Genomic DNA, 24,278 nt, shown 5'->3' with positions numbered 1-24,278 from the left:
CTTTATTTCGGATCCACTTCGTCGACGGTCAGCCGGTACTGCAAATGCTTCATATACGTGCCGTCATGATTCCGGAACACCATTCTGAAGCGAATCGCTTCGTCCGTTCCTTGCACAATTGCGATGAGCCGATTAAGGCCGGCTTTCAGCTCGATCTGTTTTTCCGGATCCAGGAGCTTGCTCCCGTTCAAATAGATTTCGTACTTGCAGTTCGCGGTTATTAGCAGCCGTCCGCTCCGGCAGTCCGACTCCGAACGGAGCTCCGGCTCAAGCAGATGGACGAAGCAGCTTAGGAACCAAGGCATGCCGCCGGGGTCTTGGATGCAGAAGGAACCGTCCGCACGTCCGCGTTCTTTTTTCTGCATCCAGCCGTAAAGTCCTTCACCCAAATTGTTCAGCGAGAAATCGGGATCGGTGTAATAAGCTTTCATCGCCTCAAAATCCGCATATGGCGGGCATGGCAGAGCCATCACTTTCTCAACGGCCCAAGCTTCGTCCCCTTTACTTGCGGCCAGAATCCCGTCTTCAAAGACAGCCCCCAGATTAGCGAGAAGCCTCGTATAGAGGCGGATCGACTTATCGCTCTCCGAATGAAGATGGAGCTGCGATAATAAGATACGTCCTTGGTCCATCCCCGTTAGCAGGACGTAATGCCCTGCAGGCCGCGGGTTATCCCGATTGAGCTCAATCAGCGCCACCCTGCTGTATTCATCCGTATGCTGCCCCGCAAAATAATCCTTCCATGCCGTGCCTTCCACGCTCGTACATAAAGGGGCAGCAGCAGGGGTCTCCAAGCTGTAAGCCGCGAGAGGGCGGTTCTCCGCTTCCCGCGGCGACAAGAACACTTTGTCGAAGCCGAACAGATCGACCGGGCTTAATCCATGGGCCTCGGGAAAGGCATAATCCGCCTCCAGGTGGTAAGTCTCCTGCTCCCGAACGGCGACCGGGCGATCCAGCAGAGCGGATAACGCCGCTTCGTGGCCGCGAACCGCCGGAAGCATGACAACCGTACCTCCGAGCCGGGCATAGTCTCGAATAACCGAAGCCAAGCTCGGGTCGGCTGCGATTTTTGCCGGTTCGGTTATAAGGAGGCCGTACGACGAAAGCGCTTCGCAAGCCGGCGTCTCCAGCGCTTCGAATGCGAGACCCAAAGTCTGCAGGAACGATTCCGCCCGGCCTCCCGCCTCCACCAACGCGCCGGTGCGAACGGCGGACATTTCGACGGTTCCAGTGTATGAGAGCAAATTCCGGAGCAAAAGGCAGGCCTGAGGCACCTTCTGAACGTTCTCCATCAGCTCCAGCTGATTGGCCACAAATAATCCGTTCTTGCTCCGGTATTCCAGCAAAGGCGACCAAAGATCGCCGCCGTCCCCGAAATCCCCCGCGCTGCACTCCAGAATAATGTTGAAGTGGCCTTTGACAGGCTTCTCGAACGCGGCTTGTATAATAGGGAGAGGGCCCTCCTCGCGGCTCTCCTCGTGCCAGAACATCAAGTCGTCGTTATCCAATCCGCGAAGGATGGGATGACGGCAGCTTCCGGCGTGAGCTCGGATGAATGGCTGTCTGGAGATCGCTGCTTGGCCTAGTGAGAGATGGAACTGCTCGAGCAGCAGCACGCGGCCGCCTTTCTTCACATGGCGGTTCAGCTCTTCCTCAAGCCGTTCGTCCGCATCCTCGAGCTTGCTTCCCGCCACCACTAGATAGGAGGGAGGCAGCTCCCTGATCTGGTCCGGCTCAAGCCGCTCGCAAGCCGGAACAAGCGCCGCAATGACCTTGAAATCCTCCTCGCTGCCCACAAAAGCCGTCGGCCGGCCTGTGTCGACAGGCTCGGTCTTCAAGCGGGCAGGGTACAGCTTGAAGCTTAACTCGAGCTCATGAACCGTCTTTTCATCGTGCAGCAGGACGGCGCGCAAATGGAGCGGCGATAGACTGCCGGCTGGCCTTGGCGTCCAGGATATCTTCACGGTTCGGCGCTCGGCCGGCTGCTGAGCGAATTCGCTCACCTCCCGGTGCATGACCTGCCGATCCTGCCGAACCTCGAAAATAATCCGGACCTGGCGCCTATGAAGCGTGTCGTTGTATACGTCGAAGCTGCGTACGATCGGCTTATCGTCAAAGAAGGACCGGTTGTATTCCGCCGGAATGATCGTCGCGGGCTTGAAGGCCGCCGCCATCCTATCGAACGCCGGGTTTTTCCGGTATGGCGGATATTCCGCCGGAAGCAGCCCGTTATGAAGCGTCAGGGCATATTTCGGGATGACTTTCGGCTTAGGCCCGGGCGAGTCAAGAGCGGCCTCCGGGAGCGGCATATCTCGTTCAGGCATGGCCCGCATGAAGTAATGGGCGAAATTGAAGCTGGAAATGCCGGACACGCCTTGCCGCCTTGCGTATTCCACGAACAGCCGCTCCTTCTCCGCAAGTCCCTTTACGCATTCGTCCGTATTCTTATACGCCGCATGTCCCGCGTACATGCTGCTGTTCTGGGGACACACATACCACCAGCCGCCATGCTCGCCGAAGACGAGAGGCGCCTTCCGGTCCCACTGGGCAATCGTTCCGTCTATGTTGTAATGCAGGCTCTCTACTTCCGTCAGCGCCTTGGGGAGGAGACGGTTATCCCCTTCCAGGATGATGGGGCGGGCGGGATCGAGAGTCCGGATGATGTCCATCATGGCCGGGATATGTAGCTTATAGCCGTCCCGCCCGTCCACCCAGCGCATTTCGTTCTGCAAGCTCCACATGATGACGGAAGGGTGATTCCGGTCCCGTTCCACCAATCTTCGGACATGGGCTTTGCAATTTGCGATAAAATCCGGATGATCCGCCGACATCGATTTGCTGGAGCCGTATATGGCGGTTTCGTCGACGATCAGCATGCCTTCCTCGTCCGCTATATCCAAATAATAGGAGGGGTGAGGTTCCGCGTGAAGACGCACGCAGTTGATTCCGGCTTCCTTGCACATTCTGTACCAATTGCGCACATACGCCTCCGTCTGCTGGAGAGCGCCTTGGAAGTGCCAGGAATCGCCGCGCAGGTTGACGGGGACGCCGTTCAGCATGAAGCGGGGACCGTCCGTCCATATTTCGCGGAAGCCGAACCGCGTCTCCGTCCGGTCGATCATTCGGACGCCGTCAGTAACAGTCAGCTCCAGCCGGTAGAGGAACGGATCGTCCGGCGTCCATAGCCTGGCTCCCGCCCAGTCGAGCGAGAACGAGATCGCGGCGGCTTCATTGGTTCTTGCGAAACCTTGTGCGACCGTTTCAGCGAACATAACCGGCGTCGAGGAGCGCGGCTGTCCGGCTTCCGTTACGGACAGCCGGACTTCAAGAGGCCGGCTGCCGGGGAGCGATTCGAGCTTCGCCTGCACCTCGAGACGGTTCTCCCGGACCGATGTCCGAATCGCGACATCCGCTATCGACGCGCTCGGCCGGCTTTCCACATAAACGTCCTGCCAAATGCCTCTGGCGAGGGAGCCGAACCATGAGCCGGCTAATCCCGTCATCTTTTGCTGTCCGGAAGGAATCGTCACCTTGTCAAAGCTGCCGCACACGACATGCACATGATGCTCGCATTCCGGCTTTACCCATTCCGACACATCGATCAGAAGCGGCAAATATCCGTCTGCCCAGGCGGCAATCAGCCGGCGGTCCAGGTACACGGCCGCTTTCTGCATGATGCCATCGAATCGCAGAAATATTCGCTCTCCTGCTTCCATTGCGGATATTGGCAGCCGGAACGAACGATGCAGGACACCGGCGTCCGCCCGCGCCCACTCTTTTGGATAGCCGAACACATCGTAAGGCGCGTAGCCATGCTCGGGAATTTCGCCGAACGTCTTGCCCGAAGGCCGGATGTAAGACCCCCTCCAGCTGGAAGGCACTTGCACTTTCCGATCTTCATAAGCAAGCTCGGAGGGAAGCTCGAAGCCCGGATTTCGCTCATATAGCGGCATAAAATCCCATTCGCCGTTCAAGCAAATCGATGTTCTCATGATTTCTGCTCCTTTTCCTCTAAACAATGACGGTCAGGCCCGAATGATCATTGGGATCGACTGCCAGATAAGCGGCGGCTCCGTCTCCGCGTTCCACGGCACGAAGTGAGGCAGCATGGCGGCCGACCAATCGTTCGGCGTGCCAGCGGTTGAAAGCTTGCCTTGATACGGAGGCTGCTCGAGCGTGGCGGGAGCCTCCGAATAAAAGAACATCAAATTTTCATGAAGCGCGATAATCCCGTATTTGTCCCCGTCGCCGGGCTTCTCCTCCTGGTACTGATAATGATAGTACACATAGCTGGACACCTGCTCCGGTTTGAGCCTGGCGATACGGGCGTAAGGCAGCGCGCTGGCGTTCTTCCGCAGCCAATGCTCCTCGCTGACGGGGGTCTGATAGTGGAAAATATCCATCATCGGCACCCATCTGCGGGGGACGTCCTCTCCGGGCCATGCTTCCAGAGCTTCTTCGCAATGACGGAACAGAGCATGGGGATCGACATGTCCCGCCGTGCTTTCATAATAGAGAAACAGCCCGGCGCCGCTGCGGAACAGACTGAGATTTGAGGCTTCGCATTCTCTCATATGATCCCGAAGCTCGGGGAGCGCGTCGCGGAAATAGACTTCCGGATCGAGGTCAGGGCGGCATTGCGCCCGGTAATGATAACGCTGCATAAGTCGCCTCCGGTTCATCGTTATTGCCTCTCGTACCAATAGCCGGGAACGCCGCGTTCCAGCCGCATTAACGTTTCCAGATAAAAGTAATCTCCCCAGATGACATAATCGTCCGGCGAAATGCCAAGACGGACCGCGTAGGAGCCCCGGTTCAGCAGGCCTTGGGCGTCTTGCTCATCCTTCGTCGAATAGGCTGCGGCAAGGGAGGCGGCGATGGTTTTAGCTGTTTTCCGCAGCCACTTCCGGTCGGCATCTCCCTCGGGCAGCAGACTTGCCAGCTCAAGCATTCCCGCTGCCGCGATAGCTGCCGCAGAACTGTCACGCTTGGTCTCCGGCGTCTGCGGCACGTCGAAATCCCAATACACCACGGCGTCCTCGGGCAGCCGATCCGCAAAATAGCGTGCTAACCGCTTCGTAGTGTCCAGCAGCTCGGGCTGCCGCATATAACGGTAGGCGAGGGCGAAGCCGTAGATGCCCCATGCCTGCCCCCGGGTCCAGGTGGATCCGTCTCGGCTGCCTTGATGAGTACCGCCGCGAATCGAATCTCCGGTCGTTAGGTCGAAGTAGAACGTATGGTACGTGGAATCGTCCCCGCGCACCAGGAAGCGCCGGCTTAAAGCCGTTTGCCGCTCGGCGGCAAGCCGGTAACGCTCGCGGCCGGTTTCCTGGTAAGCCCAATGTAGGAGCGGCAAATTCATAAGGCAGTCGATTATAATGCGGCCTCCGTTCTCCGGATCGTCCTTCGGCCCCCAAGCTTGCAACAGTCCCGGGGTCTCCCGCCATCTCTCCATAAGGACGTCCGCCGCCTGATGGGCAAGCTGCCGCGATGCCTCATCCCGTTCCACTATCCAATGGGCTTTGGCCGAGAGGGAATACAGAAATCCAATATCATGATGGTCCAGCTTCAAGCGGCTCTCGAGACGCCTGCGGAAATTGGAAAGCGTACTTATAGCGGCTGTCCGATAGAGGGGATCTCCGGAATATTCGTACGACAGCCACAGCATTCCGGTCCAGAAGCCCTCGGTCCAATCGCTGCCGTCCGTCAATTGATAAATCCGATCCCCTTGCGTGCTCGTGCGGGGAAACCGGTCTCCAAACCGGCCGATATTTCGCGAAACGACGCGCAACGCGTCTTCGATTGCTTGCGCCCACATGTCGGCATCCTCCATTTCTGCGTGAAATCTGCCTTCATTATAGCCCGGACGTATTTTTCTCGGTTGTGCTAAAATAGTTCTATCTTGCGATTTTGATGAGTGGGGGCGGGACGATTGGCATCGCGTATCGAGCATGTGGAACCGGACAACCGCAGCTTTTTTCTATCCTTTCGGGACGAATGGACGGATGAGCCTTTTTTGAAATTTCACGCGCACCAAGGTCTGGAGTTGTTATTTATTCATGAGGGTCATGGAGTCGTGGAGGTTGAGGGCCGTTCGTATGAGCTGGAGGGAGGGGCGTTATTTTGCTTTCAGCCTTATCAGCTGCATCGGGTCGAGATTCCCGGGCGCGCGGATGTCCGGTATGTACGGACCAATCTGACATTCGATCCTCGATATGTGGAGCCCTATCTAGCGCCATATCCGAAGCTTCAGGCATTCCTCCGGTTTTTGACCAAAGGGTCCCTTCCCGCGCCCAAGTATAGATTTGCGGATAATCGGCTGTCGGGGCTTATCGAGAGCCATGCGGAGGCGGTGAAGAAGTCCGGCGAGGACCAAGAAGAGGCTCGCATTTTGTTTTTAATCGCATTGCTTCGCTATCTTCAGTTGACGGTCATCTCCCCAGCGGACCTATCGCCGGAGGGCTGGTCCGTGCGGAAAACCGCCCATATTGAAGCGATCATGGATTGGATCGAAGGCCGCTTCCGGAGATCCTTCAGCCTGGATCTGCTGGCGGGCGACCTGCATTTATCGCCGTACTACGTATCTCACCTTTTCAAGCAATATACCGGCGAATCCATTACGGATTACGTTACGGCCAGAAGAATTCGAGAAGCCTGCGTGCTGCTCGGCAACTCCGACAAATCGGTGCAGCAGATCGCGCAAGAGGTCGGGAGCTTAAGCGCGCCGTATTTTTGCAAGCTGTTCAAAAAGCACAAGCGCATGACGCCGCTCGACTACCGGTCCGCGCTGCAGCATTCTCCCAAGCGGTGAACCGGCAGCTGCGCCCGTTTACCAATAAAGCAGGGTACGAAGGCTTCGTCCCTGCTTTTTGTTATGCGCGCCATAATTGCGCGGAGCGGTACTGTCTCGGCGTAACGCCCATATATTTCCGGAACAGACGGATGAAATAATTGGCGTTGTCGATGCCGACCCGCTCGCCGACCTCCGTTACGGAAAGCTCGGTATTCGCGAGAAGCGACTTGGCCGCCGACATTTGCAGATCATGCAAATATTGGAGCGGGCTTCTGCCGGTATGGGCCTTCAGACAACGGGCGATATAATCGAACCGGTAATGAAGCGTCCGCTCCATATGCGCTGCGTCGAAGGGACGGGTCATATGCTGCTGCAAATAAGAGATGGCCTGGTCGCTGAGCTGTCTCGACCGGGAGGCATACTGCGTCCGCGCCGCCGCTTGCAGCTGTGAAAGCAGGCCGGCCAGCTGCGCTTGCAGCGGCAAGGAGGATGCGGGCGATAAAGTTTGATGAAGCTCCAGCATACGCTGCAGAATCGGAAGAATGTCGGGGCTATGAAAGCCGGCGAACTTCGGAATATACATCACTTGCCGCTGCGGGGCGACATCGAAATCAGTCCCTTTGGCATAGGGATAGGACCACATAATCTGCTCGCTGTCGAGCGTGCGGATGGCCGCCGGATGGATAAAGTGAAGCCAATAAACGTCCGTCACTTCCTCACAAGGGCGGTGCCCGGCATGCATGCGGTTCGGCTCGAGCACAAGCATGGTCCCTTCCTTAATCTCGTATGGCTCGCCGTCCTCCGTAATATACAATGCGCCTTTGTTCACAAAGATCATGTCGTACACATCGAAAGAACGGGCCAAATGCTGCTGTCCCGGAGACCAGAACGAGTGGCCGACCGTTACGAGCTGCGGCAGCGGGGGGATGGCGAGCTCCAAGCATTTCATGGCCTCAGCAACTCCTTTTTCGCGTCGTTTTTGTAGCCTCATTGTATCACGGAAAATATAGGCTTGGTAGAAAATGTGCTAGTTTAAGTCGGTTCTGAACCTGTCCGGACCTGCCTGGAATTTATATACTTAAGGCATTCGAACCGGAAAGGAAGAGATAAACATGCGATTCCGTCAGGTCCATCTCGATTTTCACACCTCCGAAGCGATTAAGCCGATCGGAGACCGTTTTAACAAAAAGCAATTTCAGGATATGCTTCGGCTAGGCCATGTCGATTCGATCACGGTATTCTCCAAATGCCATCACGGCTGGGCTTATCATCCAACGGAGGCGAATGAGATCCATCCGGGGCTCACTTTCGACCTGCTTGGAGCGCAGATCGAGGCCGCGCATGAAATCGGGGTAAAAACACCGGTCTATTTATCGGCCGGTTTAGACGAGAAGCTGGCTAGGCGCCATCCGGAATGGCTGATCCGCGACAAGGACGACGCAACGAATTGGGTGAAAGGCTTCATGGAGCCCGGCTACCATCAGTTCTGTTTGAATTCGCCATATTTGGATATATTGCTTGCGCAAATCCGAGAGGTCCTGACCCGGTATGAAGCGGACGGCTTGTTCCTCGATATCGTCGGGGTGCGCAGCTGTTACTGCCATACCTGTGTCGAAAGCGTACGACGCGAGGGGAAGGATCCGCGGGATGAAGCGGCGATGCGGAAGCTATGGGAACGAACGTACGCCAACTACACGGCGAAGGTGAAGGAGACGGTCGAAGCGTTAAAGCCGGGGCTCCCGATCTTTCATAACAACGGGCATATAGCGCGCGGGCGGCGGGATCAGGCGTATATGAACACCCACTTGGAGCTGGAGTCGCTGCCGACGGGGGGCTGGGGTTACGATCACTTTCCGTTGTCGGCCAGGTACGCGCAGACGCTGGGGCTCGATTTTCTCGGCATGACCGGGAAATTCCATACGTCCTGGGGCGAATTCGGCGGCTACAAGCATCCGAACGCGCTCCGTTACGAAACCGCTCTCAGCATCGCGAACGGGGCAAGATGCTCGATCGGCGATCAGCTGCATCCGAACGGTCTGATGGATGAGGCGACTTATGCCTTGATCGGCGAAGCCTACCGCGAGGTGGAGAGCAAGGAAGCCTGGTGCGTGAATACGGCGAACGTTGCCGACGTGGCGCTTCTGTCGCTCGAAGCGGCGGGGGTTCATCCGAAGGCAGGTGCGCCTGAGCGCAAGCCGAGGTCCGATGCGGGCGCGGCGCGCATGCTGCTGGAAGGCAAAGTATTATTTGACGTAATCGATATGGAGCAAGATTTAACGGATTACAAAGCGGTCATACTGCCGGACTATGTAGCGGTTACTGATGAATTGCGGACGAAGCTGGAAGCTTTCCTGCAGCAAGGCGGAAAGATTCTCGCGACCGGCTGGTCCGGACTAGATCCGGAAGGAGAGCGGTTCGCCATCGATTTTGGAGCGCGGTATGCGGGACCGAACCCGTACCGTCCCGATTATTTCCGCCCGATGTTCAAGCCCGGCAGCTTGGGGGAGGCCTCTTTTATTTTCTACGGCGAGGGACAGAAGCTCGAGCTTGAAGGAGGAACCGAGCTTGGAAAACGGGAAGACCCGTATTTCAACCGGGACGTCTTTACGTTCTGCTCGCACCAGCACACCCCAAACAGCCACACTTACGGGGGGCCGGGCATGGTGGAAAGCGCAAGCGGGATCTATATCGCTTGGAACGTATTTGACGATTACGCAACCAAAGGCAGCCTGATCTTGAAAGAAACGGTGCTGCACGCGCTGAACCGGCTGCTGCCGGACAAAACGCTGCGAACGAGTCTGCCGGCGCAAGGCGTCGTCACGCTGCAGGAGCAGCAGGAGGAGAGGCGGCTCGTCAATCATCTGCTGTATGCATCGCCTGTCCGGAGAGGAGACGGCATCGAAGTGATCGAGGATATCGTTCCGCTTCGCAATGTTGAAGTGACGATCCGAACGGATAAAGAGGTCAAACAAGTCTATCTGGCGCCGCAGATGACGCCGCTGGCTTATCGAGTTGAGAACCGGGCCGTTTCCTACACGGTTCCCGTTTTGGACTGCCATCAAATGGTCGTTATCGAGTATAATTGATCAGAGGCAAGCTCTTACGCAAGCAATTGCCTCATGTGATTGCTTTTCTGCCGCTGCCAGTTTCCTGGAGGAATGCAGGGTACTGGCCGCGAGTTAAACGAACTTGCTAAATTTCCTGCCTAGGTGCAGCAGCTTTCGCTGGAATAAGTGTACTTGTCGAATTTTTTGCCTAGGTGCAGCAGCTTTCGGCGGGGTAAACAGTAAAAAATCAGCAACTTTCGGCTTCCACCAACTATGCCGCTAGTGTGAGAAAATTCCTGTATAATCGCAGCAATTCCATCAACTAGGCCGATCGTGTGAGAAATTTCCTGCAAAAATGCAGCAATTTTTAGGCAGGGGACTCGTAAATGATGGAATTCCTGCAAATGTGCATCAATTAAGCGGGAATTCTATCAACTAGGCCAATAGCGTGAGAAAATTCCTGCATAATCGCAGCAATTCCACCAACTATGCCGCTAGTGTGAGAAAATTCCTGCATAATCGCAGCAATTCCATCAACTAGGCTGACAGTGTGAGAAAATTCCTGCAAATGTGCATCAATTAAGCGGGAATTCTATCCACAATGCCGATTGTGTGAGAATATTCCTGCATAATCGCAGCAATTGCATCAACTAGGCCGATCGTGTGAGAAATTTCCTGCAAAAATGCAGCAATTTTTGGGCAGAGGACTCGTAAAGGATGGAATTCCTGCAAATGTGCATCAATTAAGCGGGAATTCTATCAACAATGCCGATTGTGAGAGAAAATTCCTGCATAATCGCAGCAATTGCATCGACTAGGCCGATCGTGTGAGAAATTTCCTGCAAAAATGCAGCAATTTTTGGGCAGGGGACTCGTAAAGGATGGAATTCCTGCAAATGTGCATCAATTAAGCGGGAATTCTATCAACAATGCCGATTGTGAGAGAAAATTCCTGCATAATCGCAGCAATTGCATCAACTATGCCGATCGTGTGAGTAAATTTCCTGCAAAAATGCAGCAATTTTTGGGCAGGGGACTCATAAATGATGGAATTCCTGCAAATGTGCATCAATTAAGCGGAAATTCTATCAACTATGCCGCTAGTGTGAGAAAATTCCTGCATTATTGCAGGAATTTCCTGCGTTAATCAACTTCCAAACGAAAATCCTGCATACTCGCAGAAACTAAGATTGGGAGTGGGAGATTCGCGAGGGAACGTTATTTCGTTAATATTAATTTCAAATAATAGGTAAAGGGTGACTTTGGATGGACTTTAAACCGTTATCCCAATTTATCGACCGCATCACCTCCTGGCGCATCCCCTGGGCGGAGGTGATGGTCATCCACCGAAACGAGACCGTCTTCCGCTATCGGAACGGCTTCGTTAACCTGGAGGAGCAGACGCCGATTGACGAGGGGCATATTATTAACATTTATTCGATGACAAAAATTATGACCTGCGCCGCGGCGCTTCAGCTTGTGGAAAAGGGCACGATATTGCTGAACGACCCGTTATCCGCTTATTTGCCGGAATTTGCGGAAATGACGGTTCGAAAGAAGCTGGCGGACGGCCGCACGGCGATCGAAAAAGCGGAGAGGCCGATCCGGGTGCGCGATCTGTTCACGATGACGGCAGGCTTCTCTTATGACCTGAAGGTTCCTTCGATTCAGGAGGCCGTCCGGCAGACGAACGGCAAGCTGCCGACCCGCGCTTTCGCGGAGGCTCTCGCCAAGGAGCCCCTTCATTTTGAACCGGGCACCCGTTGGAATTACAGCTTATGCCATGATGTGCTTGCAGCACTAGTCGAGGCGGTAGACGGCAGACGCTTCAGCACTTACGTGCGGGAAGAAATTACCGGCCCTCTTGGCATGCGCGATACCGCGTTTGATCTTACACCCGAGCAGCAAAGCCGCCTGGCCCCGCAATATGTGTATAACGACGAGCTTGGAAAAGCCGTCCGGCATGACGGCAACGGCTTCCGGATCGGAACAGAGCTCGAAAGCGGCGGCGCGGGGCTATACTCGACCGTAAGCGATTATGCTTTGTTCCTGAATGCGCTGACCAATCATGGAACAAGCCCGGACGGCGTTCGCATTCTGTCCCCGGCTGCCGTAGACTTGATGCGGACAGATCAGCTGACCGAGGCTACTCGCGGCGATTATTCGTGGGACCACCAACGCGGTTACGGATACGGGCTTGGCGTCAGGACTCATGTCTCGCAAGCATGCAGCGATTCGCTTAGCCCCGTTGGTGAATTTGGCTGGAGCGGAGCGGCGGGCTGTCTGGCGGTCATCGATCCGGCTTCGCAGCTGACGATCATGTATGCGCAGCATCTGCTGAACAACCAAGAGCCTTACGTCCACCCGCGATTGAGAAATATCGTTTACAGCTGTCTATAACTATAAATAAGGGGAATTACATGACAACCATCTTGTTTCAAGGGGATTCTATCACGGATGGCAATAGAGGGCGTAACGGAGACCCCAATCACGATTTGGGCCACGGTTACGTATTTATGATTGCTGCCGAGCTGGGTCTTGCGTCACCACATGAACATGTCATCATTAACCGCGGCATTTCCGGGAACCGGATTGATCACCTTTACGGAAGATGGGAGGAGGATGCGCTTATGCATGCTCCCGACTGGATAAGCCTATTAGTAGGCGTCAATGATATCGAAGCGATGGTGACGAACGCTCATGTTCGTTACGTAGACCGATTTGAAAGAAGCTATCGCCGCATAATCGAAGATACGTTGGAGTTCCAGCCCGGCTGCAGGTTTATTCTCGGAGAACCTTTTCTTTTGCCCGTTGGCCGGGTGGGAGCCCATTATTCCGCATATTCGTCGATAGCCCATAACATCCGCCAAACTGTCCGAACGATTGCGGAGTCGTATCACATGCCGTTTGTGCCGCTTCAGGACCGATTCGAAGAAGCGTGCGCGAAAGCCGCTCCGCCTTCCTATTGGTTATGGGACGGCATCCATCCTACCCCTGCAGGCCATGCGCTGATCCGCGACCGGTGGCTGCAGGTTTTTCGCAGCGAGAACAAATAACGACGAGAGGGAAAAAACGCACGATGTATGAATTGAAAACGAAAGCAACCGAAAACAGCGTTCTGGAATTTATCGAAAGCACCGATCCTAAAAAACGCGAGGACGCTTATAAGCTTCTGGACATTTTCAGCGAAACAAGCGGATATCCGGCAAAGATGTGGGGGCCCAGCATTATCGGGTTTGGCTCATACCACTACAAGTACGCGTCCGGCCATGAAGGCGACGCGCCGCTGGTCGGATTTTCGCCTCGAAAGGGGAAAATCAGCCTTTATTTCGCGCCAGAAGACGAGGAAAGAGAAGCATTGCTGCAGCAGTTTGGCAAGCATACGGCCGGGAAAGGCTGCGTGTACATTAATAAAGTAGCGGATATTGAAGTCGAAGTACTAAAGGCTTTGATTCATCAATCCATCACATTTCTAACAGAGACCTACTCAAATCAAGGAAAGTAACGCGTCAAGCTATTTGCTAGATTATTCCTTCTGCTGAAGTCCCGCATATGGATAGAATAATAGCCGCAAATGTGATATAAACAGATGACGACATCATGGAGAGGGATAAGGCGATGAATATTTACCTGCTTGCGGTTATTTATTTGCTCCCGTCATTTGCGATGTTCGGCATGACGGCGCTTATTCTTTGCCGGGACTTCAGAAATCCCTTGTATCGCGCGACCGGCTTTATGTTTATTCTTGCGGCGCTCAATTTTTTGGCAGCGTTTTTATCGAATACCGCTCCGCTTCAACATCGGCCTGCGATCCTGTTGTATGCCTCGTTCCCGATTACGACGCTGCTTGTCGCGGCCTCGCTCCATTATTGGTACATCTATACGAAAACTTATGAAAAGAAAAACGCAAACTGGTATAAGGCTGTCTTTGTTCCTTATATCGCGCAGCTGCTTTTTATTCCGATCGAAGGCTATTCGGTCCGGTCGATTGCATTTAGGCCGGATGGCTCGATGATGTATAGTCCCGGCCCCGGCATCATGATCTTTGGGGTGCTTACCGCTTTCGTCATTGGCGTTATCGTGCGTTTATTTATTCCTTTATTGAAGAAAGAACCCGGGCCAGCAAAAATTCTGCTTATCGGCATGATTCTGGCGACGATTTTCGGAGTAGGCGTCTACGCGGCGGGTATGTACTATCAAGCGGAGCAATTTCTAATCGACAAATTGTCGACGCATTCGATGCTTATTATTTTGGTTACCGTATTTATCAATATGATTAAATATAATGATTTGCCTTCCTATGAAAAACGTTACCGGATTTTGTTCGAGCAGGCTCCGCTCGGCATTATGATCGTGGACCGGAGCGGCAAAATACGGGAGGCGAGCCCGATGGCGAAGGGTATCCTTAATCTTCGGCACTCGGGCAAGAACATCATGGATTGTTTTGAGGAGAAGCAGAGAGCGGACCGGCTGAAGTCCTATCAGGAGTCGTTTGACGCGAAAGCCCGCATGGAAAATTGTGAGCTTAGACTAGACAGCGTCCCCAATACGGAAGTTACGTTGTCGCTGGACTCCGAATTTATGGTGGTAGGCGCGGAGACGCTGCAATTCATTATGATCCGGGATATTACGGATATGAAACGCAACGAGCATCAAATTACATACCTGGCGTACCATGACGGCTTGACGGGCTTGAACAACCGGACCGCATTTCAGCGGGAGATTGACCGACTCATAGGTTTTTCCGCTCCTTTTACATTCATTCTGATGGATCTTGATAAATTCAAGCAAATTAACGATACGTACGGGCACCATGCCGGCGATCTCGCTCTGCGACATGTAGCGGATCTTATGTCCGCCCATGTAAGAAAGTCGGATTTCGTCGCGCGGTTTGCCGGGGACGAGTTTGTTGTTCTGCTTCGTGAATCCTGCCGCGCGGAACAATTTGTAGCGGATCTGTTGGAATGGATGAAGCCCCGGCCATTAGTTCTGGAAAATGGAGAGGAGCTATCGATCGAACTTAGCGTTGGCGTCAGCCGGTATCCGGAGGACGGCTCGTCCGCGGACGAGCTGTATAAGAGAGCGGATGACCGAATGTATGCGATGAAAAGAAGTCGGCGCCATTTGGTTTCGAATAATGGATAGGATATAAAAAACGGCTAACTCCAAGCAGGAGTCAGCCGTTTTCATTATTTCACAATAACTTTAGCCGCGTCGTTCGTTTGGCATTCATCCGAGCAGTAGCCTTCATGCGTATCGAGGCAATCCTCGCAGACCAAATGCTGCTTATGGCACAAGTCATCGGCGCAGTTGATATAATGATCGGTCGGGCTTCCGCAATGATGGCATTTGCCGACCGTAACGTCTTCATCCGTCTGATTCACGCGGACGGAGATCCGCTCGTCGAATACATACATTTTGCCGTCGAATAAGCGGCCTTGGACTTTAGGATCTTTGCCGTATGTGGCAATACCGCCGTCCAGCTGCGCCACATCGGTGAAGCCTTCGTTAAGCAGAACGCCGGTAAGCTTCTCGCAGCGAATGCCGCCTGTGCAATAAGTGAGGATCGTTTTATCTTTTACGTCCTGCAAGTTTTTCCGAATCCATTCCGGGAACTCGCGGAACGACTCGACGGTAGGGCGAATGGCGTTGCGGAAATGGCCGAGATCGTATTCGTAATCGTTTCTGCCGTCAATAACAATGACATCGTCGCGCTGCAGCTGTTCATAAAATTGCTCCGGGGTCAGCCGCTTGCCGCTAATGACATTCGGGTCGAGCGGGGTATCATAACGTAAAGTGACAAGCTCTTTTTTCGGACGGACAAATAATTTTTTGAACGCATGACCGTCGGCATCGTCGATTTTGAAGACCATATCGGCAAACAAAGGGTTGCTGCGCATGTGAGCGATATAAGCGTCGGTTTGCTCGATTGTGCCTGACAACGTTCCGTTGATGCCTTCTTCCGCGATCAGAATGCGTCCTTTGACCCCGAGCTCTTTGCAGTAAGCCAGATGATCCGCCGCAAAGGCTTCGTAATCGGCGATCGTCACATATTTATAGTATAAGAGAATACGGTAAGGCTTTGTTGTTAGGTTCTCCATGTTGTGCGCTCCTTATTTCGATTTATTCATTTTTCGGATTGGCTTGATGCGGTAAACGCATTTCCGTCCTTCTTCCGCCAAGCATTCGACTCGTTCCACGTCCGCGTCCAGCAATGTTTGAAAGAGCCGGAGCTCGCAAGCGCAGGCATGCTTATAACGGCTCGCGACTTGGTAAATTGGACAGTTATATTCCGTAAGCTCATATTCATCATCGGCCGATTTGCTCCATGACGCCATATATCCGTTACGGGTTTGAATGCCGGCTAATGCGGCGATTTGTTGTTCGAAGGCTTGATGCTCTAATTCGGGACGGTAACGCTTCAGCATAGAAGCTTGCCGAAGATCAAATAAGTGATTGACCGCTTCCTCGCCGGCTTCGTTTTTCAGCTCTGACAGTAAATCTAGGGCGACTGCGTGATACTGCCTCGGGAACAGCACTTCCGCTTTCTCCGTCAATTGATAGACCGCCGTCGGGCGTCCCATCGCCTGCCGTACCGTTGTGTACGCGATCAACTCTTCTTTCTCTAGTACGGCCAAATGCCTGCGGACAGCCATCCCGGTTATGCCAAGCTGCTCCGTTATCGCTTTAGCGCTTAATTCGCCGTTTGTTTTGAGCATCCGAACGATTTGCTCGCGAGTCGTCAGATCCAAATCGTCTCTCATTTGACTTCACCCCCGATCAGGCTGGAAGCTGGTATTTTAGACATAAGCAATATTATATAGAAAAAGTGAATCTATGTATATAAAAAAGGGCAACTTATTATACGATTTTGTATAAAAAATATTGTCAGCGCGGGTTCGATCTTTCCGGTTGCCGGGCAGAGGTTTATAATGAAGGTTATCTTTAGAAAAGGAAGTGGCTCATGTGGATAGCTTTCAAGTCATGTTAAACAAATACGCGGAGCTCGTTGTAAAGGTAGGCGTTAACATACAGAAAGGACAGGTGCTGATCGTTCACGCCCCGATCGAGACGGCGGAGCTGACGCGTTTAATCGTTGCGAAGGCCTATGAGGCGGGAGCCAAATACGTCATCGTCGAGTGGGATGATGAGGAAGTAACGCGCATCCGGTACGAGAAGGCGGCGGACGATACGTTCGACTATTACCCGCAATGGCTGGCGGACAGCATGGTTCATTTCGCCGAAGAAGGCGGCGCCATTCTACATATAAAAGTGCCGAATCCGGAACTGTTCCGCGGCATCGATTCGGCCAAAGTGTCGAGAGCGGTTAAGGCCGCCGCTGTCGCGCGCAAGGAATATTCCGTATATACGCGTAACAGCCGAATCAGCTGGTCGCTTATTAAAGCGCCGACCCGCGCTTGGGCCGATAAGGTATTCGCGGATTTGCCTGCCGAGCAGCGGATCGACGCAATGTGGGAGGCGATCTTTAAAATGGTGCGCGTCGATAAGGACGATCCGGTGGCCGCTTGGCGCGACCATATCGCCAAGCTCAAAACTTGGCAGGACCGGCTGAATGCCAAATCCTATAAAAGCCTTCATTACCGCGCGCCCGGCACAGACCTTCGCGTAGAGCTGCCCGAAGGGCATATTTGGCGCGGCGGCGGCGGGGAGAACGAGAAAGGCGTTTATTTCGTCGCGAACATGCCGACGGAGGAAGTGTATACGATGCCGCATCGGACGGGCGTAAACGGCACCGTAAAAAGCACGATGCCGCTGAACCTGAACGGCAGGCTTGTGGAAGGCATCACGATGACGTTCGAAAACGGCAAAGTGACCGCATTTGACGCCGAATCCGGCCGCGAGCATTTAACGACGCTTCTCGAAACGGATGAAGGAGCGTCCCGTCTCGGCGAAATTGCGCTTGTCCCGCATAACTCGCCGATCTCGAACCTGAACCGGATTTTCTACAACACGGGAATCGACGAGAACGCCTCCTGCCATTTTGCGCTCGGCAGCGCGTACCCGGTTAATCTCGAGGGCGGCACCAAGCTGACGAACGATGAGCTGGTCGCTCGCGGCGCGAACGTCAGCTTGACCCATGTCGACTTTATGGTCGGCAGCGCGGAGCTCGACATCGACGGCGAGCTTCCCGACGGCACAATCGAGCCGGTGTTCCGGAAGGGGAACTGGGCGGAGTAGTCCCGAATAGAACATTTTGATGCATGCTCGATTAATGGATCCTACAATTTTACGTATTTCGGCATAAACCGCAATCCCCCGAACCTATTGGTGCTATAATGAAACCACCATAGGCTAGGGGGATTTTTATGCTGAGATGGCTGGGTTATTTTATTCCCCATAAACTCAAGTATCGGTTATTCGCAGTGTTTGTCCTCGTTATTTTGCTTCCATTCAGCATTCTGAACATCTACAACTACCACCGCATCGAAACGCTTGTCCAGAACAAGATCAGCGAGCAGAGCCACGAGCAGCTCGACAATTTGCACAGGTCGCTGGAGGATCAGCTCAGCATTGCGTTCAAAACGCTTATTTTCCTTGAGCAGGATATCGATGTGCGGGATATATTGATGAATCCCGGCGAGCGGACGGTGCTCGACAACAAAGAGATTATCGAAAGCAAGTTCAAAAATTTGAACAACAGCTTTTTTCTATACAATCCATCCGTCTATTTTACGCTTCTCGACGACGAGGGCAACGTCTATACATCGTACCAGCCGAAAACTACGCTCGATTATGAGCAGATTGCGGCAACGCCTTCATTCGTATCGATGCGCGAAACGGGAGCTACTTATTTCTGGGTGCCTGATGACGACAATTACGTCTCGCGCGATATCTCGAAAAGCCCGACGCTGCTCTCTCTTTATTCGGGGCTCAGAGATAACCGGAATCGAACCTACGGATGGGCGAGGGTGAGCATCGATTTTTCGTTCTGGTTCCAATCGGTGCTTCAGAAATCAGCCAGCGAACAGGCTTATTTTATCGTGTCCCGCAAGGGCGACGTCATCGCCTCATCCTCCGCGGGTGCCGCATTGACGCCTGAGGCGGTCAGCCAAGTGACGCAATTGCCGGAGAACGGCTATTGGACGGATAACACAAACGACGCGCTCGTCAATTACAGCTATTTGGATTCCCTTGACTGGTACATGGTGAATCAGATTCCGGTCAATGTCCTGTTCAAAGAAATCCATAGCTTGAAGCAGCAGTATTTTGTGACGTTTTATACGATAACGGCGGCTTTTATCGCAGTGGCTTTTATGATCGCATACGCCTTTACGAGACCGCTGTCCCATATGCAAGCGAAGATGAAGGAAGCGGTGCGGAAGGATTTGCGGATCCGGCTGCCTGAGAAAAAATACAAAGGCGAAGTGCTCGAGCTGACGCGAACGTTCAACCAAATGATGGTCGACATGAACGGGCTGATTGGGCGGCTGAAGGCGGAGGAGCGCCAGCGGGACGCGGTCCATTTTCAAATGCTGCTCGCCCAAGTGAATCCGCATTTTTTGCTCAATACGCTGAACACGATGAAATGGATCGGACTTCGCAGCCAAAACGAAGAAATCGTGGAAATCTGCCTGTCGCTCGGCAAGCTTCTGGAAACCAGCCTCAACTCCGACGTCGATCTGATCCACCTGCGCGAAGAAATCGAACTGACGAAGGCGTTCATCTACATTCAGCAGGTCCGGTACAGCAACATTTTCGAAGTGGAGATCGATTGCGACGAAGACATTCAGTACGCGCTTGTGCCGAAGCTGAGCCTGCAGCCGCTTGTGGACAACGCGATTCGGCATGGAATCGCGCCGATTGGCGAAGGAGGCCGCATTTCCATTCGAATGGGGCTTACGAGCGAGGAGCAGAAGCGGCTGGTGCTGGAGGTCGAGGATAATGGCGTGGGCGCGGAGCAGTCGATGCTGAACCGGAAGACAAGCCGCAAGAGACCGGGCATCGGGCTTGCGAACGTCAAGGAGCGGCTAAGACTGCTGTTCAAAGAAAACGCCGCCCTAGAGAGGGTGCCGCGCGAGCAAGGCACGCTGTTCCGCATCATTTTGCCGTTTCTATTGTCGGAGCCTTACGCAGGCCGCGAGCGGGCATTACATCAACCTGAAGCCGGAAAAGAGGGATAACGCATGTGGAAGGTATTGCTGGTCGAAGACGAGACTTTCGTCCGGGAATCGGTGAAGGAGATCATTCGCTGGGAGGAGATGGGCTTTACCCTTACGGGAGAAGCAAGCAACGGCGAAGAGGCGCTGGAGATGATCCGGCTGGACCCGCCCGACCTCGTCTTATGCGACATTGTCATGCCGAAGATGGACGGGCTCCATCTGCTCAAGGAGACAAGGCGCGCCGGCATCGCGTCCAAGTTCGTCATGCTGACGTGCATCGGCGACTTCGAATCGGTGCGGCAAGCGATGGAGTACGGCGCGTCCAACTATATTCTGAAGCTGTCGATGAGCGTCAAGGATTTGCGCGAGACGCTGGCGAAGATTAGCGCGGAGCTTAGCGCGGCAAGGCCGGCGGTTCCAGACGAGACGGGAATGTCCGGCAGCGTGCAGCATTGGAAGCAGGAGGAGGCGAAATCGGCCGCCGACCGGATCACCCATCCCGAGGTGAAGAAGATCATAGAATATATTGAAGCAAATTACGACCAGGAGATTACGCTTTCGTCGCTGTCGCGGCATGTCATGATGGGCGAGAATTATGTCAGCGCCCTGTTCAAGAAGAAGACCGGGGAGACGCTCATTCATTATTTGCACCGCATTCGAATCGAGAAGGCGATCGAATATTTACGCGCGACAGACTTGCCGGTGAACCAAATCGGCCAAAAGGTCGGATTTATGAACGACAACTACTTTATAAAAATATTCAAGAGGATGACGGGAACAACGCCGAGCCAATACCGGCTGACAAGATAGAACGATTTGGTTCGGGGGCGTTATCGGCACGCTTACAAATTGTGAAGTTCTGTTCCATCCGAAACGTAATTTTGTTACTTAAAACCGTCCCTCTGGTCTTGCTATCCTTGATTTGCAGCACCTTAACAAGACATTCAAGGAGGTCGAAAGCTAGTGAAAAAGAAAGCTTGGTTCACCGGCATGGCATCGCTCGTGCTCATCATGGGCGTTTTGGCGGGATGTTCGGGTAACGGCAACAGCAATGCGGGCTCGGAAGCGTCGCCTTCCGCCAACGCGACGGCATCGTCCGGAGATCCGATCCAATTGACGATGTGGGGGGGCGTGCCGCCGGAATCCGGTCCGCAGGCCGTCGTCGACGCGTGGAACGCGGAGCATCCCGATATTCAAGTGGAATACGTTCGCTTCGTAAATGACGATGAAGGCAATTTGAAGCTGGACACGGCGATGATGACGGGGCAGGACGTCGACCTGTTCGTCAACTATACAATCTCGCAAGCGTCCAAACGGGTAGAAGCGGGCCTGGCGCTCGACCTGAGCAAGTTCTCCGATTACAACATCGATGAGAAGATGGGCCCGGACGCCAAAAGCTTTCTGATCGATGGCAAGTACTACGGCGTGCCGACGACAAAAAGCCCGTTCTTCGTGGCATTGAACAAGGATGCTCTTGACGCGGCGGGCCTCGAGGTGCCGAAGGAATGGACTTGGGACGAGCTGCGCGAGTACGCGAAGCAGCTCAAGCAGGACGGCGGCTACGGCTTTATCCAGCATACGGAGCCGTATGTCGATCCGATTGACTCGGTTCTGGCGAAGGAAGGCTACACGAAGGCGGACGGCACGTCCAATCTGGATCATCCGCTCGTGAAAAAATGGCTGGAGACGCTGAACGCCATGATGGCGGAAGACAAATCGACGCCGCCGCTCGGCGAGCAGCTCACGTCGAAGATGCCGGTCGAGCAGGAGTTTTTGAGCGGCAAAGCGCCGATGCTTAACATCGGGGCATGGCTGCTTCGCAGCTCGAACAACTTCACGGACTTCCCGCGCGATTTCAAAATCGCATTTGCGCCGGTGCCACGCCTCACCGACAACGCGGCTGATTATGTAACGCGCGGCGGGCTGGGCGATTACATTTCGATCAATGCGAAATCGAAGCATCAGGAAGCCGCTTGGGAGTTCCTGAAATGGTATGCGGACGGCGGCATGGCGCCGATGGCCGCCGGCGGACGGCTGCCGGCGTCCAAGGACGCGGATCAGGACGCGGCGCTTGAGAGCTTGCTCGGCGACAAAGCGGATACGTATGATGTCGACTCCTTGATGTACGTCATGTTCAACAACCCGGCTCCGACCTATGTCAGAAGCCTGCCTCAAGAAGTGATGGATGCGCGCGCACAGGAATATGAGAAGTATTTCCTCGGCACGCAGTCCGCCGACGATACAATCGCTGCCATGGTGAAGCGTCACAACGAATATTTGGAGCAAAATCAATAGGGCGATTGCCCGGCAGCAGGAGGGACGATCGCGGGTGCGGCCGTCCTTTTTCATGGGGAGGAGCTCATCGGCGGATAGAACATTTTGATGCATGCGGCAGATGCGACCGCCCTACCGGGGCGGTTTTTTTGCGTAAAAACGTGGGATGAATCCGGTAAGAATGTTCATTACCGTTCGGCGTGACCGTTGGTACACTTGGGTTAGAAGATTTCGTGCCGTCCTTGGCCGCAGCGTGGAATCTTCGACTCCATGAAGAAACGAGGATTAGACGCATGACGAACAACTGGATGAAAAAACAACGGCTGCTCGGCTATATTTTTATCGGCCCCAGCATGCTTGGCGTACTGCTATTTTTCCTTATCCCGGCGCTGTATTCGTTCGGACTAATGTTCACGAACTATAAGTTCATGAATCCGAACGTCGAATTTGTCGGTCTTGACAACATCATTCGCCTGTTCAAGGACCCGATGTTTTATCTGTCGCTAAAAAATACGGCCGTGTTCCTGCTTGCAGTGCCGGTTTCGATCGCGCTTGGCTTTGTCGTAGCGGTTGTGCTGAATCAGAAAATTTATTTGAAGAAGCTGCTGCGCGGCCTCTATTTTATGCCGTACATTACAAGCGGCGTCGCCGTCGCGTTCGTATGGATGCTGCTGTTCCATCCGACGCAAGGCCCGATTAACGGCATGCTCCGCAGCATCGGGATCGACAATCCTCCCGGCTGGCTGTCCACGACGACGTCGTCGATGTTCGCCATCGATATCATCTGGGTTTGGTTCCTGCTCGGCTACAACATGATTATTTATTTGGCCGCGCTGCAGGAAGTATCGCCTGAATTGCTAGAGGCCGCCAAAATCGACGGAGCGAAGCGGGGGCAGATTTTGCGCAAAATCATTTGGCCGCTCGTCAGCCCGACGACGTTCCTCCTGCTCATTACCGGATTGATCATGACGATTAAAACGTTCGGCATCATCCAAGCGATCACGCATGGCGGACCGGGCAACAGCACGACCATACTGTCGCTGTACGTCTATCAGAACGCCTTCCGTTACTACGACATGGGCTATGCGTCGACGCTCTCCTGGGCGCTGTTCATCGTGATCCTGCTCATTACGCTGGTGCAATGGATCGGGCAGAAGCGCTGGGTTCACTACTAAGACGAGAGAGGAAGACATACCATGGAAATGAAAGCTAGACTTTCTTCGGACGTGCCGAAGCGGCTTGGCCTTACGATCCTTATGCTGGTGCTGGCGATTGCGATGGTCATTCCGTTCCTATGGATGATCAGCACGTCCTTCAAAACGCCGGCGCAGGTATTCGAATATCCGATAAAGTGGATTCCGAGCGCTCCGACCTGGGAGCATCACGTGAAGGTATGGACAGGCCCGAAGAGCTTCGGCACATATTATTGGAATTCGCTTAAAATTTCGATTATCGGCATGGCTGGCGCTACCTTCCTGTCGGCATTCGCCGCTTACGGCTTCGCCCGCATTCAATTCAAGGGGCGCAACGCGCTGTTTATGCTGTACCTGTCGATGATGATGGTGCCCCCTCAGGTGCTGTTCGTACCCAAATTTCTTATGTTCGAATGGGCCGGTATTTACAACACGCATTTGGCGCTGATTTTGCCGGGATTGTTCACGATATTCGGGGTTTTTATGCTCCGCCAGTTTTTCTTGTCCATCCCGAATGAGATAACCGAGTCGGCGTTTATTGACGGCGCGGGTCACTTCCGGATCTTCTTCCGGCTTATTCTGCCGCTGGCCAAGCCCGCGCTCGCGACGCTGGCGATTATCGACTTCTCGTGGCAGTGGAACGATTACGAGAACGCGCTTGTGTTCCTGATCGACGAAGAGCTGTACACCGTTCCGCTTGGCCTGCAAAATTTTATACTCGAGAATACGGTTGACTATAACGGGATGATGGCGGCGGCGTCCGCGGGCATTCTGCCGATGATTGCGGTGTTCGCGATCGGACAGCGCTACATTATACAAGGCTTAACCAATTCAGCGGTGAAAGGGTGAC

Annotated in this window: 18 protein-coding genes; 12 read left to right on the top strand and 6 right to left on the bottom strand. The window is 53.9% G+C overall.

Translation table 11 applies throughout. The features are described 5' to 3' along the window. Positions 1 to 2: 2 nt before the first annotated feature. The 3 genes from D3P08_RS04970 to D3P08_RS04960 are packed head-to-tail and all read right to left on the bottom strand — an operon-like array spanning position 3 to position 5,818. Entirely contained in the window at positions 3 to 3,992 is a 3,990-nt protein-coding gene (locus D3P08_RS04970; protein ID WP_119598331.1) for a glycoside hydrolase family 2 protein, read from the bottom strand. A gap of 33 nt (positions 3,993 to 4,025) precedes the next feature. Beyond that, positions 4,026 to 4,682 carry a hypothetical protein gene (locus D3P08_RS04965; protein WP_240647309.1) on the bottom strand — a complete coding sequence of 219 codons (657 nt, stop codon included), beginning with the start codon at positions 4,680 to 4,682 and terminating at the stop codon, positions 4,026 to 4,028. A 2-nt stretch (positions 4,683 to 4,684) separates the two neighbouring features. Beyond that, on the bottom strand, positions 4,685 to 5,818 hold the full coding sequence (locus tag D3P08_RS04960) for a glycoside hydrolase family 88 protein (RefSeq protein ID WP_119598329.1): 1,134 nt from the start codon (positions 5,816 to 5,818) through the stop codon (positions 4,685 to 4,687). A 114-nt stretch (positions 5,819 to 5,932) separates the two neighbouring features. On the opposite strand from D3P08_RS04960, the gene D3P08_RS04955 reads away from it, so the two are divergent. Next, positions 5,933 to 6,811: a helix-turn-helix transcriptional regulator gene (locus D3P08_RS04955; protein WP_162848362.1), complete on the top strand. Its 879-nt coding sequence runs from the start codon at positions 5,933 to 5,935 to the stop codon at positions 6,809 to 6,811. A 61-nt stretch (positions 6,812 to 6,872) separates the two neighbouring features. On the opposite strand, the gene D3P08_RS04950 is transcribed toward D3P08_RS04955, so the two are convergent. Then, positions 6,873 to 7,742: an AraC family transcriptional regulator gene (locus tag D3P08_RS04950; protein ID WP_119598327.1), complete on the bottom strand. Its 870-nt coding sequence runs from the start codon at positions 7,740 to 7,742 to the stop codon at positions 6,873 to 6,875. A 163-nt stretch (positions 7,743 to 7,905) separates the two neighbouring features. Between D3P08_RS04950 and D3P08_RS04945 the strand changes: the two genes are divergently transcribed. The 5 genes from D3P08_RS04945 (at position 7,906) to D3P08_RS04925 (ending at position 14,985) form a co-directional block, all read left to right on the top strand. Beyond that, entirely contained in the window at positions 7,906 to 9,879 is a 1,974-nt protein-coding gene (locus D3P08_RS04945) for an alpha-amylase family protein (RefSeq protein ID WP_119598326.1), read from the top strand. 1,227 nt (positions 9,880 to 11,106) lie between these two features. After that, positions 11,107 to 12,240 carry a serine hydrolase domain-containing protein gene (locus D3P08_RS04940; protein ID WP_119598325.1) on the top strand — a complete coding sequence of 378 codons (1,134 nt, stop codon included), beginning with the start codon at positions 11,107 to 11,109 and terminating at the stop codon, positions 12,238 to 12,240. Positions 12,241 to 12,260: 20 nt separating this feature from the next. Further along, the gene (locus D3P08_RS04935) at positions 12,261 to 12,896 is read left to right on the top strand and encodes an SGNH/GDSL hydrolase family protein (protein ID WP_119598324.1); all 636 of its coding nucleotides are present in this window, start codon (positions 12,261 to 12,263) and stop codon (positions 12,894 to 12,896) included. 23 nt (positions 12,897 to 12,919) lie between these two features. Then, positions 12,920 to 13,345, top strand: a complete 426-nt coding sequence (locus tag D3P08_RS04930; RefSeq protein ID WP_119598323.1) for a DUF1801 domain-containing protein — start codon at positions 12,920 to 12,922, stop codon at positions 13,343 to 13,345. Positions 13,346 to 13,458: 113 nt separating this feature from the next. Next, complete coding sequence (locus D3P08_RS04925) at positions 13,459 to 14,985, top strand: sensor domain-containing diguanylate cyclase (RefSeq protein ID WP_162848361.1); 1,527 nt, start codon at positions 13,459 to 13,461, stop codon at positions 14,983 to 14,985. A gap of 44 nt (positions 14,986 to 15,029) precedes the next feature. Here the strand turns inward: D3P08_RS04925 and trhO are convergent, their stop codons facing one another. Further along, on the bottom strand, positions 15,030 to 15,941 hold the full coding sequence (gene trhO, locus D3P08_RS04920) for an oxygen-dependent tRNA uridine(34) hydroxylase TrhO (RefSeq protein WP_119598321.1): 912 nt from the start codon (positions 15,939 to 15,941) through the stop codon (positions 15,030 to 15,032). A gap of 12 nt (positions 15,942 to 15,953) precedes the next feature. Continuing rightward, positions 15,954 to 16,604 (bottom strand): helix-turn-helix transcriptional regulator, encoded by a 651-nt coding sequence (locus D3P08_RS04915; protein WP_119598320.1) that lies wholly within the window; start codon positions 16,602 to 16,604, stop codon positions 15,954 to 15,956. 220 nt (positions 16,605 to 16,824) lie between these two features. Between D3P08_RS04915 and D3P08_RS04910 the strand changes: the two genes are divergently transcribed. From D3P08_RS04910 to D3P08_RS04885, 6 genes are all read left to right on the top strand, one after another. Next, the gene (locus tag D3P08_RS04910; protein WP_420819013.1) at positions 16,825 to 18,039 is read left to right on the top strand and encodes an aminopeptidase; all 1,215 of its coding nucleotides are present in this window, start codon (positions 16,825 to 16,827) and stop codon (positions 18,037 to 18,039) included. A gap of 128 nt (positions 18,040 to 18,167) precedes the next feature. Continuing rightward, positions 18,168 to 19,982 (top strand): sensor histidine kinase, encoded by a 1,815-nt coding sequence (locus tag D3P08_RS04905; protein ID WP_119598318.1) that lies wholly within the window; start codon positions 18,168 to 18,170, stop codon positions 19,980 to 19,982. A 3-nt stretch (positions 19,983 to 19,985) separates the two neighbouring features. Continuing rightward, positions 19,986 to 20,771, top strand: coding sequence for a response regulator (locus D3P08_RS04900; RefSeq protein ID WP_119598317.1), 786 nt, complete (start codon positions 19,986 to 19,988; stop codon positions 20,769 to 20,771). Positions 20,772 to 20,924: 153 nt separating this feature from the next. After that, the gene (locus D3P08_RS04895) at positions 20,925 to 22,256 is read left to right on the top strand and encodes an ABC transporter substrate-binding protein (protein WP_338068702.1); all 1,332 of its coding nucleotides are present in this window, start codon (positions 20,925 to 20,927) and stop codon (positions 22,254 to 22,256) included. Between the two features lie 272 nt (positions 22,257 to 22,528). Further along, positions 22,529 to 23,410: a carbohydrate ABC transporter permease gene (locus tag D3P08_RS04890; protein WP_119598316.1), complete on the top strand. Its 882-nt coding sequence runs from the start codon at positions 22,529 to 22,531 to the stop codon at positions 23,408 to 23,410. Between the two features lie 21 nt (positions 23,411 to 23,431). After that, entirely contained in the window at positions 23,432 to 24,277 is an 846-nt protein-coding gene (locus D3P08_RS04885) for a carbohydrate ABC transporter permease (protein ID WP_240647307.1), read from the top strand. The last annotated feature ends 1 nt before the right edge of the window (position 24,278 follow it).

The sequence above is a fragment of the Paenibacillus nanensis genome (assembly GCF_003583765.1).
In the GTDB taxonomy this organism is placed as follows: domain Bacteria; phylum Bacillota; class Bacilli; order Paenibacillales; family Paenibacillaceae; genus Pristimantibacillus; species Pristimantibacillus nanensis.
This window is presented reverse-complemented; position numbering and strand designations above follow the sequence as displayed.